The sequence below is a fragment of the Nonomuraea sp. NPDC048882 genome (assembly GCF_040649755.1).
GTDB lineage: Bacteria > Actinomycetota > Actinomycetes > Streptosporangiales > Streptosporangiaceae > Nonomuraea > Nonomuraea maheshkhaliensis.
Genome location: NZ_JBEZGB010000034.1, coordinates 1 through 18450 on the forward strand (window position 1 = coordinate 1; position 18450 = coordinate 18450).

Genomic DNA, 18450 nt, shown 5'->3' on the forward strand with positions numbered 1-18450 from the left:
GTCCTCCATGCGGAGCAGGCGCTGCGACTCCTCCTCGGTCAGCTTGAAGACCGGGATGCCGGTGGCGGTCGCCAGAACCTCGGCGATGAGCTCCTGGGTGACCTCGGCGACGACGTCCATGTCGCCGGCCTTCCACTCCTTCTCCCGCCGCTCGCGCTTGAGCTGCAGCTGCTTCTCCTGGTCGCGGAGGGCAGCGGCCTTCTCGAAGTCCTGCGCGTCGATCGCGGACTCCTTGTCGCGACGGACGTTGGCGATCTTCTCGTCGTATTCGCGCAGGTCCGGCGGAGCGGTCATCCGGCGGATGCGCATCCGGGAGCCGGCCTCGTCGATGAGGTCGATCGCCTTGTCGGGAAGGTAGCGGTCGCTGATGTAGCGGTCGGCCAGCTGCGCGGCGGCGACCAGCGCGTCGTCGGTGATGGACACGCGGTGGTGCGCCTCGTAGCGGTCGCGCAGACCCTTGAGGATCTCGATCGTGTGGCTGAGCGAAGGCTCGGCCACCTGGATCGGCTGGAACCGGCGCTCGAGCGCCGCGTCCTTCTCCAGGTATTTGCGGTATTCGTCGAGCGTGGTCGCACCGATCGTCTGCAGCTCGCCGCGGGCCAGCATCGGCTTGAGGATGCTGGCGGCGTCGATCGCGCCCTCGGCGGCGCCCGCACCCACGAGCGTGTGCAACTCGTCGATGAACAGGATGATGTCGCCGCGCGTGCGGATCTCCTTGAGCACCTTCTTCAGGCGCTCTTCGAAGTCACCGCGGTAACGCGAGCCGGCCACCAGAGCACCGAGGTCAAGCGTGTAGAGCTGCTTGTCCTTCAGCGTCTCGGGCACCTCGCCCCTGACGATCTTCTGCGACAGGCCTTCGACGACGGCGGTCTTGCCGACGCCGGGCTCGCCGATGAGAACGGGGTTGTTCTTGGTCCTCCTGGAGAGGACCTGCATGACCCGCTCGATCTCCTTCTCACGGCCGATGACCGGATCCAGCTTGCCCTCGCGGGCCGCCTGGGTCAGGTTGCGGCCGAACTGGTCGAGCACCAGGGAGGTCGACGGAGCGGACTCCTGCGGCCCGCCGGCCGCGGCCGGCTCCTTGCCCTGGTAACCGTGGAGCAACTGGATGACCTGCTGCCTGACACGGTTGAGATCAGCTCCAAGCTTGACCAGCACCTGAGCCGCCACACCCTCACCCTCACGGATGAGCCCGAGCAGGATGTGCTCGGTGCCGATGTAGTTGTGACCCAGCTGCAAAGCCTCACGGAGCGACAGCTCGAGGACCTTCTTGGCCCGCGGGGTGAACGGAATGTGCCCCGACGGAGCCGACTGGCCCTGGCCGATGATCTCCTCGACCTGCTGGCGCACACCCTCAAGGCTGATGCCGAGGCTCTCCAGAGCCTTGGCGGCTACGCCCTCACCTTCGTGGATCAAACCAAGAAGAATGTGCTCAGTGCCGATGTAGTTGTGGTTGAGCATCCTGGCCTCTTCTTGGGCCAAGACGACAACACGCCTCGCTCGGTCGGTGAACCTCTCGAACATCTCGTCGCTCCTCACAGAGCGGTCAGTCAGGCCGGTAAATCCGGTCCCGTCCTCCCGCATGCTAGCCCTGGCTCGGCGAACCGTGCCCACTGCCGCTGACACGCTCTATAGCAGACACGTTCCCCGAGAGCAGGGCGTTCACCCTCCATCCAACTACTGTTCGGGGGTGACGTGTTCCCGATACGCCGCAAGCGAACGATGTTTAGGACCCTTCGCGGAAGCGGCTCCATAACGCCGCACACGGTGTACGCGGACCCACACGGATCGGCCATCGGACGCTCGGTGCGAAGGCCGGCACGGGGACGCCCTTCACCCCTGCATCTCAGATGCCGCGTCCGTATCTGTTACGCCAAACATCCTATGTCGCGGCCCAATGCTTGGCCAAACGTGCGCGCTACGCCCTGAGCACAACGGGGCACGGAACGCACACCGCAACGACGGCGCGGAACGCACACCCTGTCGGCACGGTACTTATGCCGTATCCGACACCCGTATCCGACACCCGTATCCGACACCCGTATCCGACAGCCGCTGCCGACGCGCGCCGAGCGGCGCACTGAACGCACACCGGGCACCGCGCCGATGTACCACCGAGCGCCGCTTCCCACAGCACTCACCGTAATCGGATTTCCGCCATCCGGTCAGCCGGGTTACCGGAGTTCATCCCGCATCTTGAGACGGCACCCCCGCCGCCCTTGGCATTCGCCACCACTCGGCGCACTCTTCGGTTGTACGGCAAACGCAATCTCACGCACTCACGGAGTGACGACTTTGTGAGTGCTTGCCCCGAGAAGCGGCAATCTGTGAGGCGTGCTCATGCTTGTGGGTTATGCTCGCTCCGGCACATCGCTCGGCACCGGTTTTGCGCGCCTCAACCGTCCGTCACAGGGCCGGGTTTTGCCCGGCTCACCCGCCCGTCACGGGATCAGCTTTTGCGTCGCCCGCCCGCCCCCGCGGCGCCGGGTTTTGCGCCCCTCGTACGCATCCGGCGCGGGCTCGGGTTTTGCGCGTGCCCCCGCATCGCGGCCCAGGCCGGGTATTCGCTCCCGCCCCGCATCGCGGTTCGTACGGGATTTCCCGGAAGCTCGGCCATCGGCACCGGACGGGTTTTGCGGAGCTCACCCATCCGTACGCGCCGGGTAATCCGTGACTCCACGCATCCGTTGGAGCGGGGTAATCCGTACCGGAACCGATCACCGCACGGCCGGTTTCCTCCGTACGGCGGCGGCCTGGATCATGCTTTTGCGCTACAGCGCGTGAAGATCGGCGCCCGGTTAACCGACGCCATGTTTTCCCTATGGCCCGTTCCATAGCCGCATTGGCGTGAGGTGAGGGCTTTGCGCCACCTCGGGCCGACCCGGTTTGCGCCACCACGGCCGGCCCGGAGACCGGCCTCTCACCCGGCGCATCCGCCGCGCCGAATGAGGCATGACGACGGCCCCGCACGGCTTTGCGCGCGGGGCCGTCGCATTACAGCGTCTCGCCCTGTGAAACGGCGTCAGGGCGGAGCCGGCAAGACGCACGCCCTAATCGCCCACATTTGGGCGCTCAGAAGATCATCGTCCGAGACGCTCCGGTTTCCGGAACGTCCAGGAAACGATCATGCGCTTATGGCGGTCGCCGGGGTCCAAGGCGAACATCATAAGCGCATGGTCGAGAGCCGGCCCCTTAGTGAGCAGCTTCGTACTTCTCCACGACCGTGGAGGCGATGCGGCCGCGCTCGCTGACCGGCAGGCCGTGGGCCTTGGCCCACTGCCGGATCTCCGAGCTCTTCTCGCGGCTCATCGCCCGGTTGCCGCCGCGGCCACGACGACGGGTGGAGACGGCGCCCGCCCTGCGCGCATGCTGCACGAAAGGCGTGAGAGCGTCCCGCAGCTTCTTCGCGTTAAGGTCGCTGAGGTCAATCTCATAGGTGGAGCCGTCAATAGCGAAGCTGACCGTCTCATTGGCCTCGCCCCCATCGAGGTCATCGATGAGAATCTCCTGGATCTGCTTGGCCATGTACGCAATCCTTTCGCGGAGCATTGTTTCATTCGCCTGCCCAAACATATACCCGGAAAGGCGTGGAGACAATTCAGCGCTACGGGGATTCGGCTGACTAGCCGATCAGTTCTGGCTCTCGGGCTGATCCTCGCGGTTTCGACGGCCCTGGACGGCCTCGGACCGGACCAACTTCACTACGCCAAAGATGAAGGCGCCACCCACCACCACCGGGGGGATGAGCGCTGACAATACGTCTGTTAGGGCTTCCATTCGTCCTCGCCTCCACGGCCAGCGGGGTTTCGGGGGCGCAAAAAGCGCTGGGAGCGTGACCGCAGAGAGCCCCGCTCCCTCAAGACACGCAGGCTACAACCACCCGCATCCGACCATAGCGGCACACAGCTGCCCTGCGTGTCACAGGGGCGCCGACACCCGGCAACCCAGACGCCCCATAGCCTAATGCCAGTCTCTCCAGGCTCCTTACCGGATCAAGCGAAAATTTTGCGAAAAGGCATCCGCCCAGGTACGCCCGGCTCAGCGAAGATCTTTTACCACGCGCGTTCCCGCCGCCCTGTCGTGCGGACCCCGCTCCAGCGGCTTGTCGATCAGGACGAGCAACCCTACGCCGAACAGCAACATTCCGGCCAGGAGATTGACCACCGGAATGCCCATCAGCATGAGCGGGGCGGGATAGATCAGTGCTCGTTTGAGCAGTGCACGGGCCTGAAGACCCTGCGGCGCCAGGCGAATCCGCATGATCGCCTTACCGAACGTCCTGCCGTGGCGGGAATGAGCCAGCCAGTCGTAGCCGGCATATGCCAGCCCCGCCACCGCCCATGCCAACACGCCGGGCAGTCGTCCGCCGAACACGTCGGCCATCCCGACAGTTCGGAAGAACCCCCATAGCCCGATGAACAGAATGTAATAGAAGACCCCGAAGACGAGTGCTTCAATCAGCCGGGCGCCGAGGCGTTCCCACCATTCAGCGGGTGGCGCGTCCGGGCGCGGCGCGGTCCCGGCCATAACTCCCACCTCGCGTCTCGGCGTAGGGACCTCATTGTGTACGGCCCCACGCCCAAAACATAGGGGCCGGCGCGAAGCCGGCCCCTGGTTTTGCGGAGAGAAGACCTACTTGATCTTCACCACCACGGTCTTCGCGAACTTGTCCGCGAAGGTCTGCTGCAACGGCTTGTCCCACAGCTGCGAGGCGCCGTTGAGCGCCACCACGGCCCAGCCGACCAGCCAGCCGACGAACGGGACCACGTTGAGGATCCAACCGCCCCACGTCACGCCGGCGCGCTTGAGCGCCATGTCGGTGGGCAGGCCACCGGGCGGCATCATCTGCCCGATCGGGACGACCTTGATGCCCATCACCATCTTGCCGACGGTCTGGCCCTTCGACTTCAGCAGGAAGAAGTCGTAGACCACCCACAGCGCCGTCACGATCACGCTCGTCAGGATCCCCACCACCGAGGAGGTGAGGAGGCCACTGCTCGCGCCCGTCTGGGAGGAGTAGCTGGCGACGAGGAAGAGGCCGAAGATCACGCCGATGACGATGTTGATGATGTAGAGGATGACGATGTCGATGATCCTCGCCACCAACCGCTGCCACCACTCCGCCAGCGGAGCCGGCGCGCCGGGCGGCTGGACGCCGACCGGCTGGCCGTAGGCCTGCCCGTAACCGGGCTGCTGGCCGTAGCCCCCCTGCCCGTACTGCTGCTGCTGCCCGTAACCCTGCTGCTGACCGTAGGCCTGCTGCTGATCATAGCCCTGCTGGCCGTAACCGGGTTGCGACTGCTGCTGCTGCCCGTAGCCCTGCTGGCCGTAAGCCTGCTGCTGGTCGTAGCCCTGCTGGCCGTAGCCGGGCTGGGACTGCTGCTGCTGGCCGTAACCCTGCTGCTGACCGTAGTCCTGCTGGCCGTAGCCGGGCTGCGACTGCTGCTGCTGACCGTACTGGGGCTGCTGACCCGACTGAGGCTGCTGGCCGTAGCCCTGCTGCCCGTACTGAGCCTGCTGACCGTAGTCAGGCTGAGACTGCTGCTGCTGTCCGTAGCCCTGCTGCTGACCGTAGTCCTGCTGGCCATAGCCCGGCTGCGACTGCTGCTGCTGACCGTACTGCGGCTGCTGACCCGACTGAGGCTGCTGACCGTACTGCGGCTGCTGACCCGACTGAGGCTGCTGGCCGTAGCCCTGCTGCCCGTACTGAGCCTGCTGACCGTAGTCAGGCTGAGACTGCTGCTGCTGACCGTAGTCCTGCTGGCCATAGCCCTGCTGGCCGTAGCCGGGCTGGGACTGCTGCTGCTGTCCGTAGCCCTGCTGCTGACCGTACTGGGGCTGCTGGCCGTATTGCTGCTGCTGGCCGTAGCCCTGCTGGCCGTAGCCGGGCTGGGACTGCTGCTGCTGTCCGTAGCCCTGCTGCTGGCCGTACTGGGGCTGCTGCCCATAGGCGTCGTCCGCCCGGTAGCCGACCACAGTGACGTCGGGGTCGGGCTCGCCGGGGTGGCGGCCCGAGTTCTGCTGCCCGTAAGGGGTGCCGGGGGCAGAGTTTTCTCCGGAGTCGTCCTGTGGATACGGCGGCTGTCCGGTGCTCACCGTGTCACCTCGCTTCGAGTGCGCATGTGGCACGTGTCAGGACACATGCCTGTGCTGCCCAACGTATCGACATAGGTATCAACAATCACCTTTCCATCTGGTCAAGGTCCGCGTCACCCGATGTCAGATGGAGCAGCATGCGGGTGTTGCCCAGGGTGTTCGGTTTGACGTGTTCCAGGTCGAGGAACTCCGCCACGCCCTCGTCGTAGGAGGCGAGAAGTTCGGCGTACACCTCGGGTGAGACGGGGGTGCCCTGTATCGGGCGGAACCCGAGTCTCGCGAAGAAATCGACCTCAAAAGTTAGACAGAATACACGCCGCAGACCCAGATCCGTCGCCTGCTGTATCAGCGCCGAGACGATCCGATGGCCGACGCCCATGCCCCGGCACTCGGGATCCACGGCCACGGTGCGGACCTCCGCGAGGTCCTCCCACAGCACGTGGAGCGCGCCGCAGCCGACTACCTGCCCGCCCCGCTCGGCCACCCAGAACTCCTGCACGTCTTCGTACAGGGTCACTGTGGCCTTCTCCAGGAGCCGCGGGCCCGCGCCCGCGTAGGTGTCCACTAGCCTCCTGACCGTGCGCACATCCGGCGTGCGGGCACGCCGGACCACCACCGCGGTCTCGGGCATCGTCAGTTCGGCCACCTGCTCCATGGCTCTCCAGAGTACAGATGTCATTACGGCTCGGCCCTAACTGCCATGTCCCGGCCCATCCTGTTACATGACCCGGTCATATGGGCGCGTCCCTGGCGCCGACCTCGCGGCTGCGGCGGAAGCAAGGGCAAAGGGGACATAAAGTCGCTTCTGTACGAGTGACCACGAGATCACCTTGTGACCCTTCGGTTGTGAAACCTCTACAGACTCGGCAGTTCTGGTTGAGCACGAACCCGGAGTGCATTAGTGTCCTGCGACGATGTCCCCCACGTGTCACAACGTGAGGGACACGCCCAATTCCCGTGAGGGAAGCCGGGGACCCGCCGGTGACGACCCCCATCGTCACCACTGGGGTGAATCCGAATCGTTCGGTAGGGCTGCTCCGGCCCGAACCCGTCAGCTAACCCGGTAGGCGTCCATGAGAGGAGCTCGTTGGTGAAGCGCACGCACGACGGTGGGGGGAAGACGGCGGGCAAGCACGCCCGCCCTCCGGAACGACCTCGGCGGCCACACCGCTTCGGTGTGGTGAGTCTCACGATCGCCGCGGTCCTCCTCGCGATCCCCGTCGCCTCGGCGTCCGCCGATCCCAAGCCCTCGCTCAAGGAGCTGGCCAAGCGGGTCGAGAAGATGCACACCGAGATCGAGACGCTGAGCGAGCAGTACAACGGCCAGCGGGAGAAGCTCAAGACCGCCAAGAAGGCCGCAGAGGCCGCGAAGAAGACCCTGGCCACCAGTGAGGCCGATCTCGCCGCCAAGCGGGCCAAGGCCGCCATGCTCGCCGAGAACGCCTACATCACGGGCGGCCTGGGCCGGGTGCTGGCGTTCACCACCTCCAAGGACCCCGACACCTTCCTCGACCGCGCCGCCACCACGTACGTGCTGGAGCAGCAGCAGGGCGAGGCGGTCAACCAGGTCACCAAGGCCAGGGCGGCCGCCGAGCGGGCCAGGGCCGGCGCCAAGGCGCGCATCGACGAGGTCGAGCAGCTCGTCAACGAGCTGGGCGGCAAGCGCGACAAGATCACCAAGCTGGTCACCAAGGTCGAGAGCAACCTGTTCAGCCGGGCGCTGGGCGAGGCCGGGCGGCCCGGCACCCGCGCGACCCGCGTCGACCTGCCGATCGTCGGCGCCGGCAAGGCCGCCCAGGCCGCGCGCTGGGCGCTCACACAGCAGCTCAAGCCGTACGTCTGGGGCGCCGAGGGGCCGAGCTCCTTCGACTGCTCCGGTCTGGTCATGGCCGCCTACCAGAGGGTGGGCATCTCACTGCCCCACTACACCGGCAGCCAGTGGACGGCGGGCCGGCACATCCCGCGCGAGCAGATGCGGCCGGGCGACCTGGTGTTCTTCTACAGCGACCTGCACCACGTCGGCATCTATCTCGGCGGCGGCATGATGGTGCACGCGCCGCGGACCGGTGACGTGGTGCGCATCGCCTCGATCGCCAACCGGCCGTTCGCCGGCGCCGTACGCATCGCCGACTGAGCCCCTGCCCACGGCTCGCCGGCGCTGTCGCCAGACGTGCCCGCCGCTAGATCAGCTGGCGGCGGGCCGCCCAGGCCACGGCCTCGATCGCCGTGGCCACGCCGATGCGGTCGCAGATGCCGCGCAATCGCCGACGTACGGTACGACCGCTGATGTCCAGACGTCTTCCCACCCGGTCAACCGTGACTCCCTTGGCCAGCTCCGACAGCAACGCAAGATCGGCATGACTCAGCTCGACGCCTTCAGTGAGCACATCCATCGGGAGCCCTCCCCCCCAACAGCTGAACTTGGGCCTCTCAAGTGGGCCGAAGTCGCTCCTCGCAGACGTTAAACGCATCCTGGAAAGGTCGTCAAGCATGACAATCCGAGCTCTTGACGAGCGCTATTGACATGATCCGATATATATGACGCACTCGCGATATGTCGCTAATGATCGTCGGGCGATACGCGAAGTCATCGAGCCTTCCGCGCAGGCCGGATCCGCAATGACGAACGCGGTGGACGTGCTGGGTTTTGATCCATTCGACGGCGAATTTCTGCGTGATCCTTATCCCCGTCATCGCGGTCTTCGCGCCTGGACCGCTTTGTTCCGCACGCGCGTCTGATCACTCGCAGCCACCACGCACGTCCTCCGCACCCTGCCGCTCCGCGATCCGCGCTGCGGTCGCGGCACCGCGCCCATGGCCGGCACAGGCCCAGGTCAGCAGGCCGGGCCGCTCGTACGGACGGACCGGCAGGAGCGCACCTGGCCACGCGCCCTGGCGATCAGGGCGTCACTTTCCGCAGGTGCCGGCGTCCGAGCCCGCGCCTGGAGGTGATCACCGGCGACCTGCTCGCCGCTCCGCCCGGCGAGCCCGCTCTCGGGTCCGCTCCGGCGTGGCCACTTCCGGACACGACGATCAGCGAACCGCTCGGAGCGCCTGCGGAGGATCACGAACGGAGCCGCGGCCGTAGTGAGATCCTGGCGCGCGCCTTGACCCGATGCTTACAGCGGCGCTCGGGCCGGGAACCGGGCGGGCCGGAAGGGAGTTTCACGACTACGCCGTGAGGAGAGTGCGGGAGCTGAGAGCCCGAGTCGGCCTCATCGGCGACGGCTGAGGCCAGGCGCACCCCGGCGCACCGGGGCGGGACCGGTGCGCACCCGGGCGGGGCCGGTTCGATCCCGGGCAAGGCCCGGCGCGGCCCGACGGGGCCGCGCCGGGTGACCGTGACTCAGTGGGTGGGCTTGACCAGCGGGAACAGGATCGTCTCGCGAATGTTCCTGCCGGTGAACGCCATGATCATCCGGTCGATGCCGGCGCCCATGCCCCCTGTGGGCGGCATGGCGTATTCGAGCGCCTGCAAGAAGTCCTCGTCGACCTGCATGGCCTCGGGGTCGCCCCCGGCCGCCAGCAGCGACTGCTCCACCAGCCGGCGCCGCTGCTCGATCGGGTCGTTGAGCTCGGAGTAGGCGGTGCCCAGCTCGGTGCCGAAGCCGATCAGGTCCCACTTCTCGGTCAGCAGCGGGTCGTCGCGGTGGTTGCGGGCCAGCGGGGACGTCTCCAGCGGATAGTCCATCACGAACGTGGGCTGGACCAGCGTGTGCTCGACCAGCGCCTCGAACAGCTCCTGCACGATCTTGCCCGAGCCCCACTTCGGGTCCCAGTGGATCTCGCGCCGGTCGGCCAGCTTGCGCAGCTCCTCCAGGGTGGTGGAGGTGGTGATCTCCTCGCCCACGGCCTGCGACACCGCGCCGTAGAGGGTGATGCGCGGCCACTCGGGCAGGCCGAGGTCGATCTCCTTGCCGTCGTGGACGACCACCGTGGTGTCCAGGGCGGCCACCACGGCCTTCTGGTACATCCGCTGGGTGAGGTCGGCCATGTCGTTGTAGTCGAGGTAGGTGCCGTACGCCTCGATCATGGTGAACTCGGGGTTGTGCGTCGAGTCGGCGCCTTCGTTGCGGAAGTTGCGGTTGATCTCGAAGACCTTCTCGATGCCGCCCACCACGAGCCGCTTGAGGTAGAGCTCGATCGCGATGCGAAGGTAGAGCTCCATGTCGTAGGCGTTGATGTGGGTCTTGAACGGCCGGGCCGTCGCGCCGCCGTGGATCGGCTGCAGCATCGGCGTCTCGACCTCCAGATAGCCCTCTTCGTGCCAGAAGTCGCGCACCGCGCGCACCGTGGCGCTGCGTACCCGCGCCATCGTCCTGGCCTCGTCGTTGACGATGAGGTCGACGTAGCGCTGACGCACCCGCGCCTCGGGGTCGGTGAGGCCGACGTGCTTCTCCGGCAGCGGGCGCAGGCACTTGGAGGTGATCTGCCAGCTCTCGGCCAGGATCGACAGCTCGCCCCTGCGCGAGGTGATGACCTCGCCGCTGACGCCCACGTGGTCGCCCAGGTCGACGTCACGCTTCCAGGCGGCCAGGGACTCCTCGCCGACCTTGTCGAGCGAGATCATCACCTGGAGGTCGGCGCTGCCGTCGCGAAGCGTGGCGAAGCAGAGCTTGCCGCCCACACGGTTGAGCATGACGCGCCCCGCGACGGCGACCCGGTCGCCGGTCGCGGTGTCGGGCTCAAGGCCCTCGTATTTCTCCCTGACCTCGGCGTTGGTCGCCGTACGTGGGAAGTTCACCGGGTAAGGATCGACGCCCTCGCTGCGAAGGCGGTCGAGCTTCTCCCTCCGGATGCGCATCTGCTCGGGAAGTTCGTCGCTCACAACATCAAAGGGTAGGGGATATGGCGAACTGCAAGGGCTCGTCGGTCTGCTGCAGACTTTCTGCAAGGCCCCGCGCCTATCAATGTCTCACGAGCTCGAAGGGGGGTGCCGGCAAAGAGCCGGCCCGAGGGGAGCTCAAGGAGACGAGATGTTCAAGAAGATCGCGACCGGCCTCGCCGCCGTCGCCGCGACCAGCGCTCTGGCCCTGGCGCTTCCCGCCGCCGCCTACGCGAGCACGCCCGACGACCACTCCGAGTACTGGGGCCCCGTCTACGCCAAGCACTTCAAGGCCAAGGCGCAGGGCTGGGTGGGCGTCGACTGGGACCACGACGGCGAGTCCAACGAGGTCACGGTCAGAGGCCGGCTTTGGGACCTGGACAACCGCACCTACCGCGCCGGCGGCAAGTGCGCGTTCGTGAAGTTCGAGGCCAGCGACTTCGACCACGACTGGTCGCCGGTCTACTACAAGAAGTACTGCGGCTACCCGGGCTCGAAGTGGTTCCAGTTCCAGGAGCACGACGTCTTCAGCCTGCGGGCGAAGGTCTGCCAGATCGGCCCCCACAGCAACTTCCCCGTCAAGTGCGGCCACTGGCAGTACATCTACACCGCCGAGAGCGAGTGACGGGTGAAAGCGCGAGCGGCCCCCCACCCGAGCGGGGGGCCGCTCGTCGTGTGCCGGAGCTCAGGCGGTGTTGCGATGGTAGACGAGCCGCAGCCCGATGAGGGTCAGCCACGGCTCGTGCACGTCGATCGAACGTGACTCGCCCACGACCAGCGCCGCGTGCCCGCCGGTGGCGACGACCGTCACCTCGTCGGGGTCGTCGGCCAGTTCGGCCGTCATGCGCTCGACGATGCCGTCCACCTGGCCGGCGAAGCCGTAGATGATCCCGGCCTGCAGCGCCTCGACCGTGTTCTTGGCGATCACCGAGCGCGGCCTGACCAGCTCGACCTTGTGCAGTTGGGCTCCGGCGGCGGCCAGGGCGTCCACCGAGATCTCGATGCCGGGGGCGGTGACCGCGCCGACGTATTCGCCCTTGGCGGAGACGGCGTCGAACGAGGTCGCGGTGCCGAAGTCGACGATGACGCAGGGGCCGCCGTACTGGTCGATGGCGGCCAGCGCGTTCACGATGCGGTCGCTGCCGACCTCTTTGGGGTTGTCCATCCGTACGGGCACCCCGGTGCGGATGCCCGGCTCCACGATCACGGCGGTCACGTCGCCGTAGTAACGGCGGCACATCTCACGCATCTCGTTGAGCACGCTCGGCACCGTGGAGCAGATGGCGATGCCGTCGATGTCGGCCCCCTTGAGCAGCGGCGACTGGCTCAGCAGCCCCTGGAGGACGACGGCGATCTCGTCGGCGGTACGGCGGGCGTCGGTGGCCAGCCTCCAGTGCTCGATGACGTCCTCGCCCTCGAACAACCCCAGCACCGTGTGCGTGTTGCCGACGTCGATCGTGAGCAGCATTCATTACCCCCGCAGATCCAGAGCGATGTCAAGGGCCGGCGCTGAGTGCGTCAGGGCTCCCACCGCAAGGTAGTCAACGCCAGTTTCCGCCACATCACGGGCCGATTCCAAGGTCAATCCCCCGCTCGCCTCAAGAGCAACCCTATTTTTCGCCCGATTTTTCACGATATGTACGGCACGCGCGGTGTCCTCGACCGTGAAGTTGTCCAGCAGGATCAGCTCAGCCCCTTCGTCGAGCACGGGGTCGAGCTGGTCGAGCCGGTCGATCTCCACCTCGATCGGCAGGTCGGGGTAGCGCTCCCTGACCGCCCTGAACGCCTCGGCCACCCCGCCCGCGGCCACGACGTGGTTGTCCTTGATCAGAGCGGCGTCCGACAGCGACATCCGGTGGTTCACGCCGCCGCCGCTGCGTACCGCGTACTTCTCCAATGCCCGCAGGCCGGGCAGGGTCTTGCGGCTGTCGCGCACCCGCGCGCCCGTGCCGCCGACGGCCTCGGCCCAGCGCGCGGTCAGCGTGGCCACTCCCGACAGGTGGGTGAGCAGGTTGAGCGCGGTGCGCTCGGCCGTCAGCAGGGCGCGTACGGGGCCCTCGACGGTCATCAGCACGTCCCCGGCCCGCACCCGCTCGCCGTCCTTGGCACCGCGCTCGGCGCGGGCGGCCCCGAGCCGGACGAACACCGCCTCCGCCACCGCCAGCCCGGCCACCACACCGTCCCTGCGGGCCACCACGTCGGCCACCGCGCGCTGCCCCTCGGGGATCGTGGCCAGGCTCGTCACATCGCCCGCATCCTGCAGATCCTCGGCCAACGCGCGGTCGATCAGCGCGTCCACCTCGGCCGGGTCCAGCCCGGCCGCCGTGAGCTCCTGCGCCAGGCGCGGCGTCATCGCGTCCCCATGCGGCGTGTACGTCATGCGGAGGCCCTCCTTCGTCAGGGTCACGTCGAGGTGGCCCAGCCATTCGTCGTCGTCGCGGGTGTCGTGGTCCTCGCGCCAGTGTGAGCCGCGCGTCTCCAGCCTGGCGGCCGCCGCGCCCGTGAGCACGGTGGCGACGGTGAGCAGGTTCGTGGCCTCCCACGCCTCGGTGCAGGCGGCCACCTCGACCGGGGTCCAGCGGGCGTCCCGCAGCGCACCGGCGGTGGCGACCAGCGACTCGCGGCTGCGCAGCACGCTCGCGCCGGTGCTCATGTGGGCCTGGATCCTCGCCCTGACCCGCGGGTCCACCAGCCCTTCCGCGGCCGTGCCCGGCACCGGCTCCCCCGGCGCGGGCCGCCGCGCGTGCACGTCGGCGGCGATGCGCTCGGCGAACACGAGCCCTTCGAGCAGGGAGTTGGAGGCCAGCCGGTTGGCGCCGTGCACGCCGGTGCAGGCGACCTCGCCGCAGGCGTAGAGACCCTCGATGGAGGTACGGCCGTGCAGGTCCGTACGCACGCCGCCGCTGGCGTAGTGGGCGGCCGGCGAGACCGGGATCGGCTGCGTGACCGGGTCGATGCCGTGCTCGCGGCAGACCGCGTAGATCGTGGGGAAGCGCGACTCCCACTTCTCCCTGCCGAAGTGGCGGCCGTCGAGGAAGACGTGGTCGCGGCCGTTGGCCCGCATCGTGCGCATGATGGCCTTGGCCACCACGTCGCGCGGCGCGAGGTCGCCCAGCTCGTGCGCGCCCTCCATGAACCGGCGGCCTTCGTGGTCGATGAGGAAGGCGCCCTCGCCCCTGACAGCCTCGGAGATCAGCGGCTGCTGCCCGGTCGAGCCCTCGCCTAGCCACAGCACGGTCGGATGGAACTGGACGAACTCCAGGTCGCGCACCACCGCTCCGGCCCGCAGCGCGAGGGCCACGCCATCGCCGGTGGAGACGACCGGGTTGGTGGTGGCGGCGTAGACCTGGCCCATGCCGCCGGTCGCCAGCACCACCGCCCTGGCGTGCACCGCGCCCACGCCGTCGCGCGCGCCCTCGCCCATGACGTGCAGCGTCACGCCCCTGGCCCGGCCCTTCGCGTCTTTCAGCAGGTCGAGCACCAGCGCGTGCTCGATCACCTCGATCGAGCCGGCCCGCACCGCCTCGACCAGCGCCCGCTGGACCTCGGCGCCGGTGGCGTCGCCACCCGCGTGCACGATCCGGCGGCGCCGGTGCCCGCCTTCCCTGGTGAGCTGGAGCTCACCGTCGACCGTCCGGTCGAAGCGGGCGCCCCGTGCCATCAGCCGGCGCAGCGCGTCGGGGCCCTCGGTCACCAGCGTGCGCACCGCCCGTACGTCACAGAGCCCGACCCCCGCCAGCAACGTGTCACTCAGGTGCTCGTCGGGGGTGTCCTCCGGGTCGAGCACGGCCGCGATGCCGCCCTGGGCCCACCGGGTCGAGCCGGACGACAGCACGTCCTTGGTGACGACCAGTACCTTGGCCGCCGGCTCCAGCTCCGCGTAACGCAGGGCCACGGTCAGGCCGGCGATGCCGGAGCCCACCACGACCACGTCGGCCGCGGCGATCCAGCCGGGTTCGGGGGCGGTCAGACGCAGGGGAATCGCCGGTGCACTCATCGGGGGTCTCCTCACTGAGGCGATTTCGTCACTATGACGATAACGCCAGCCGCGGCGTGCCCATGCCCCGGGGGTCCTCAGGCGGGGTTGAGGGTGAGGGTGACGTTGTCGATGAGCCGCGTGGTGCCGACCCTGGCCGCCACCGCGAGCACGGCCAGGCCCTCGTACGACTCGCTCACTTCGGCGAACGTGGCCGGATCCACCAGCGCCAGATAGTCCACCTCAAGCCCGGGTCCCGCCTCGTCGAGCACGGCCATCGCCGTACGCCTGATCTCGGACGGGGTGAGCCGGGCCGCCCCCGCCCGCAGGGCCTGCGAGAGCGCCAGGGCCAGCCGTCGGTCGCCCTCCGACAGGAAGCGGTTGCGGCTGGACAGGGCCAGGCCGTCGGGCTCGCGTACGGTCGGCGACCCCAGGATCTCGATCGGCAGGTCGAAGTCGGCGACCATGCGGCGGATGAGGGCCAGTTGCTGGGCGTCCTTCTGCCCGAAGACGGCCAGATCGGGCTGGACCAGGTTGAACAGCTTGAGCACCACCGTGAGCATGCCGTCGAAGTGGCCGGGCCTCGCCGCGCCCTCGACGATCCGCCCCATCTCGCCGGAGGAGACGGAGATCTGGCGGTCGGGGGCGTACATGTCCTCGACGGCCGGGTGGAACACGACATCCACGCCTTCGGCGCGGCACACATCGAGATCGGCGTCGAATGTACGGGGATAGCGTGAAAAATCCTCGTTTGGAGAAAATTGAAGAGGATTGACGAAGATACTGACCACGACCTGATCGGCGCGCACCCGGGCCTGCCTGATCAGCGACCGGTGGCCCTCGTGCAGCGCCCCCATGGTCGGGACCAGCGCCACCGTGCCGGCACGGCGCGCCTTGACCAGGTCTTCCCGGTTGCCGGCGACGATCAGCTCCATAAGTGCCCTCCAAGCGCGACGGTCAGGTCCATATATTGCCCCCTAGCGCGTCGAGCAGCCGCTCCGCCTCCTCGGGTTTGAGCAACCCCGCGGCCAGCGCCCGGTCCGCCGTGAGCCTGGCCAGCGCGATGTAGGCGTCGGCCGCCTCCGGGGCGGCCAGGATCAGCGCGTCGACATGCTTGCGCACCGTGCCGGCGTCACCCCGCACGACGGGGCCGGTCAGGCCGGCGATGCCCAGCCGCAGCACGTTGTCGAGCGCCGCGCCGAGCAGCGGGCCCAGCATCCGGCCCGGATGCTCGACGCCGATGCCGCGCAGCAGGTCGGAGGACTCCGCGATGAGCGTGACCATGTGGTTGGCGGCTCCGGCCAGGGCCGCGTGGTAGAGCGGGCGGTCGGCGTCGGCGATCCACACCGGCTCGCCACCCATCTCGATCACCAGCGCCTCGGCCACCGGCCGCAGCACGTCGGGCGCGGTGACGCCGTACGAGATGCCGGTGAGCTTGTTGAGGTCGTCGTCCCTGCCGGTGAAGGTCATCACGGGGTGCAGGGCGAGCGGCAGCGCGCCCGCCTCGGCCGCTGGGTCGAGCACCGACAGCCCGTACGCCCCGCTGGTGTGCACCAGCATCTTGCCCTGGAGGTCGGCGCCCGTGCTGGCCAGCCCGCTGACCAGGCCGGGCAGCGGGTCGTCCGGCACGGTGAGCAGGATGAGCTGGGCCGCGGCCACCACCTCGTCCGGCCTGGACGGCGTGAGGCCGAGCCGCTCGGCCGCCCACCGCTGGGAGGTGTCGGACACTCCGCTGGCGGCCACCACGCGGTGACCCGCCTGCGCCAGCGCGGCACCGAGAGCCGAGCCGACCTTGCCCGCCCCCAGCACGCCGACAGTCAGCCGGGCCGGGCGATCCCCTGCGTCCATGACGTCTCACCCCTGTCGTAATGGCACCGCCGACCAGCGTAACGGCCTTGCGAGAGTGCCAGCGTGACGAGTGCTTTGCCGCGCGTTGAGTTAACGACAAAAGCGACAAGGGCATACAAAGAGCGCACCCCCTGTCGGAAGAGATGAGGAGAGGGGTCACCGTATGAAAACGGGCGCCATGTCCCTTGCCGGAACCTGACGCCCGCACATTGCGACCCCTTGGAGGTGCGCCGGCTGGTCATCCGCCGACTGACCAGTTGGGGACACGAACCCGGGCCGGCCTGCGCCGGCCCGGGTTCGCCGCTGTCAGTGGTGGCTCGGCGCGTACGCGTTGGCCCCGCCCTTGCAGCCCGCCACCGCGAGGCCGATGACCGCGATGGCGTTGCCACAGATGTTGATCGGGGCGGTGATCGGCAGGTGCACCTGGTTGCCGGAGAGCACACCGCCGGCGCCGTTGGTGATGTCGGCGTGGGCCGGAGCGGCCATCGACAGCATGGCGGCGGCACCGGCGACGACCAGGACCTTCTTCAGCATGAGGGCTCCTCTCAGTTTCGCGGCTCCGCGCCGCGCGTGCTCGGGAAGCGATCCGCTCCGCCGGTAGGGGATGGCGCAACGCGATCACTCGATGACAATGGGTAAACGCTATCGCAAGTCGGAGACATTGAGTAGTCATATGATGACAGTGCGTACCCATCGCGAGTCATGAGATAGTCCAGAACATGTGGCACACCTGGCGCGCCGCCACCGAGCGCGCGCTGTACGGCGAGGAGGGTTTCTACCTCCGCGAACGCCCGTCAGGCCACTTCCGCACCTCGGTCAGCGCCTCGGCCGCCTTCGCAGGAGCCGTGCTGGCGCTGCTCGCGGAAGTGGACGCCGAGCTGGGCAAACCCGACGTGCTCGACCTGGTCGACATCGGCGCGGGCGAGGGTGTGCTGGTCACCCAGGTCCTGGAGTGGGCGCCGCCCGCGTTGCGCGATCGGCTGCGGATCACGGCCGTCGACCTGTCACCCAGGCCGCCCGGCCTGTCCGGGCGCGTCCGCTGGTCCGGCGAGGTGCCCGACGGCATCGTGGGCCTGGTCATCGCCAACGAGTGGCTGGACAACGTGCCGCTCGACGTGGCCGAGCAGACCGCCGAAGGGCCGCGCCTCATCCTGGTCGACGTGCGCACGGGCGAGGAGCGGCTCGGTGGGCCGCTGCGGCCGGCCGACCGGGCCTGGCTGGAGCGGTGGTGGCCGCTGACCCGCGTGGGCTCGCGGGCCGAGATCGGCCTCCCCCGCGACGAGGCCTGGGCCTCGGTCCTGGTACGTCTCCGCAGAGGCCGGGCGATAGCCATCGATTATGCACACCCTGTGGACAACCGGCCGTTGTGCGGCACGCTGACCGGGTACCGCGACGGCGCGGTCGTCACCCCCGTACCCGACGGGACCTGCGACATCACCGCACATGTCGCCCTCGACGCGTGCGCGGCGGCCGGGATCAGGGCCGGTGCGATATCCACAACCTTGTCCACACAACGCGCGGCGCTGCGCGAGCTGGGGGTCACCGGCGCGCGTCCGCCGCTCGACCTGGCCCGCGCCGATCCGCGCGGCTATCTCAAGGCACTGGCGCGGGCCTCGGAGGAGGGCGAGCTGATCGACCCGTCGGGGCTCGGCGGCTTCGGCTGGCTCAGCCAGAAGCGGTGAACGCCGGCGCGGTCGAGCGCCGG

Annotated in this window: 16 protein-coding genes and 1 riboswitch; of the genes, 4 read left to right on the forward strand and 12 right to left on the reverse strand. The window is 68.5% G+C overall.

The features are described from left to right. From AB0C27_RS54035 to AB0C27_RS54050, 4 genes are all read right to left on the reverse strand, one after another. The coding region (locus AB0C27_RS54035) for a Clp protease N-terminal domain-containing protein (protein WP_357862724.1) at positions 1–1524 on the reverse strand (1524 nt) is incomplete at its 3' end. Positions 1525–3192: 1668 nt separating this feature from the next. Then, positions 3193–3525, reverse strand: a complete 333-nt coding sequence (locus tag AB0C27_RS54040; RefSeq protein WP_106243615.1) for an Lsr2 family protein — start codon at positions 3523–3525, stop codon at positions 3193–3195. A gap of 513 nt (positions 3526–4038) precedes the next feature. Continuing rightward, on the reverse strand, positions 4039–4527 hold the full coding sequence (locus AB0C27_RS54045) for an RDD family protein (RefSeq protein WP_357862726.1): 489 nt from the start codon (positions 4525–4527) through the stop codon (positions 4039–4041). A 105-nt stretch (positions 4528–4632) separates the two neighbouring features. Beyond that, positions 4633–5127 (reverse strand): RDD family protein, encoded by a 495-nt coding sequence (locus AB0C27_RS54050; protein WP_357862833.1) that lies wholly within the window; start codon positions 5125–5127, stop codon positions 4633–4635. A gap of 165 nt (positions 5128–5292) precedes the next feature. Between AB0C27_RS54050 and AB0C27_RS54055 the strand changes: the two genes are divergently transcribed. Continuing rightward, the gene (locus tag AB0C27_RS54055) at positions 5293–6171 is read left to right on the forward strand and encodes a hypothetical protein (RefSeq protein ID WP_357862839.1); all 879 of its coding nucleotides are present in this window, start codon (positions 5293–5295) and stop codon (positions 6169–6171) included. 10 nt (positions 6172–6181) lie between these two features. On the opposite strand, the gene AB0C27_RS54060 is transcribed toward AB0C27_RS54055, so the two are convergent. Beyond that, a complete protein-coding gene (locus tag AB0C27_RS54060) occupies positions 6182–6751 on the reverse strand; it encodes an amino-acid N-acetyltransferase (RefSeq protein WP_357862728.1) in 570 nt (189 codons plus the stop codon). 280 nt (positions 6752–7031) lie between these two features. After that, a riboswitch (cyclic di-AMP (ydaO/yuaA leader) is annotated at positions 7032–7181 on the forward strand. Positions 7182–7276: 95 nt separating this feature from the next. Here AB0C27_RS54060 and AB0C27_RS54065 point away from each other — a divergent pair. Further along, entirely contained in the window at positions 7277–8230 is a 954-nt protein-coding gene (locus AB0C27_RS54065; protein ID WP_357862730.1) for a C40 family peptidase, read from the forward strand. Positions 8231–8276: 46 nt separating this feature from the next. On the opposite strand, the gene AB0C27_RS54070 is transcribed toward AB0C27_RS54065, so the two are convergent. After that, complete coding sequence (locus AB0C27_RS54070; RefSeq protein WP_090937160.1) at positions 8277–8489, reverse strand: LuxR C-terminal-related transcriptional regulator; 213 nt, start codon at positions 8487–8489, stop codon at positions 8277–8279. Between the two features lie 953 nt (positions 8490–9442). Then, positions 9443–10924 carry a bifunctional lysylphosphatidylglycerol synthetase/lysine--tRNA ligase LysX gene (gene lysX / locus AB0C27_RS54075; RefSeq protein ID WP_357862732.1) on the reverse strand — a complete coding sequence of 494 codons (1482 nt, stop codon included), beginning with the start codon at positions 10922–10924 and terminating at the stop codon, positions 9443–9445. Between the two features lie 148 nt (positions 10925–11072). Between lysX and AB0C27_RS54080 the strand changes: the two genes are divergently transcribed. Continuing rightward, positions 11073–11546: a hypothetical protein gene (locus AB0C27_RS54080; protein WP_357862734.1), complete on the forward strand. Its 474-nt coding sequence runs from the start codon at positions 11073–11075 to the stop codon at positions 11544–11546. 60 nt (positions 11547–11606) lie between these two features. On the opposite strand, the gene AB0C27_RS54085 is transcribed toward AB0C27_RS54080, so the two are convergent. The 5 genes from AB0C27_RS54085 to AB0C27_RS54105 form a co-directional block, all read right to left on the reverse strand. Then, positions 11607–12389, reverse strand: coding sequence for a type III pantothenate kinase (locus tag AB0C27_RS54085; protein ID WP_357862736.1), 783 nt, complete (start codon positions 12387–12389; stop codon positions 11607–11609). Between the two features lie 3 nt (positions 12390–12392). Then, positions 12393–14918 carry an L-aspartate oxidase gene (locus AB0C27_RS54090; RefSeq protein ID WP_357862738.1) on the reverse strand — a complete coding sequence of 842 codons (2526 nt, stop codon included), beginning with the start codon at positions 14916–14918 and terminating at the stop codon, positions 12393–12395. 77 nt (positions 14919–14995) lie between these two features. Beyond that, positions 14996–15832, reverse strand: coding sequence for a pantoate--beta-alanine ligase (panC, locus tag AB0C27_RS54095; protein WP_357862740.1), 837 nt, complete (start codon positions 15830–15832; stop codon positions 14996–14998). A 22-nt stretch (positions 15833–15854) separates the two neighbouring features. After that, positions 15855–16745: a DUF2520 domain-containing protein gene (locus AB0C27_RS54100; RefSeq protein WP_357862742.1), complete on the reverse strand. Its 891-nt coding sequence runs from the start codon at positions 16743–16745 to the stop codon at positions 15855–15857. A gap of 306 nt (positions 16746–17051) precedes the next feature. Beyond that, positions 17052–17279 (reverse strand): chaplin, encoded by a 228-nt coding sequence (locus tag AB0C27_RS54105; protein ID WP_346100808.1) that lies wholly within the window; start codon positions 17277–17279, stop codon positions 17052–17054. Between the two features lie 185 nt (positions 17280–17464). On the opposite strand from AB0C27_RS54105, the gene AB0C27_RS54110 reads away from it, so the two are divergent. Beyond that, the gene (locus AB0C27_RS54110) at positions 17465–18427 is read left to right on the forward strand and encodes an SAM-dependent methyltransferase (RefSeq protein ID WP_357862744.1); all 963 of its coding nucleotides are present in this window, start codon (positions 17465–17467) and stop codon (positions 18425–18427) included. Positions 18428–18450: the final 23 nt, after the last annotated feature.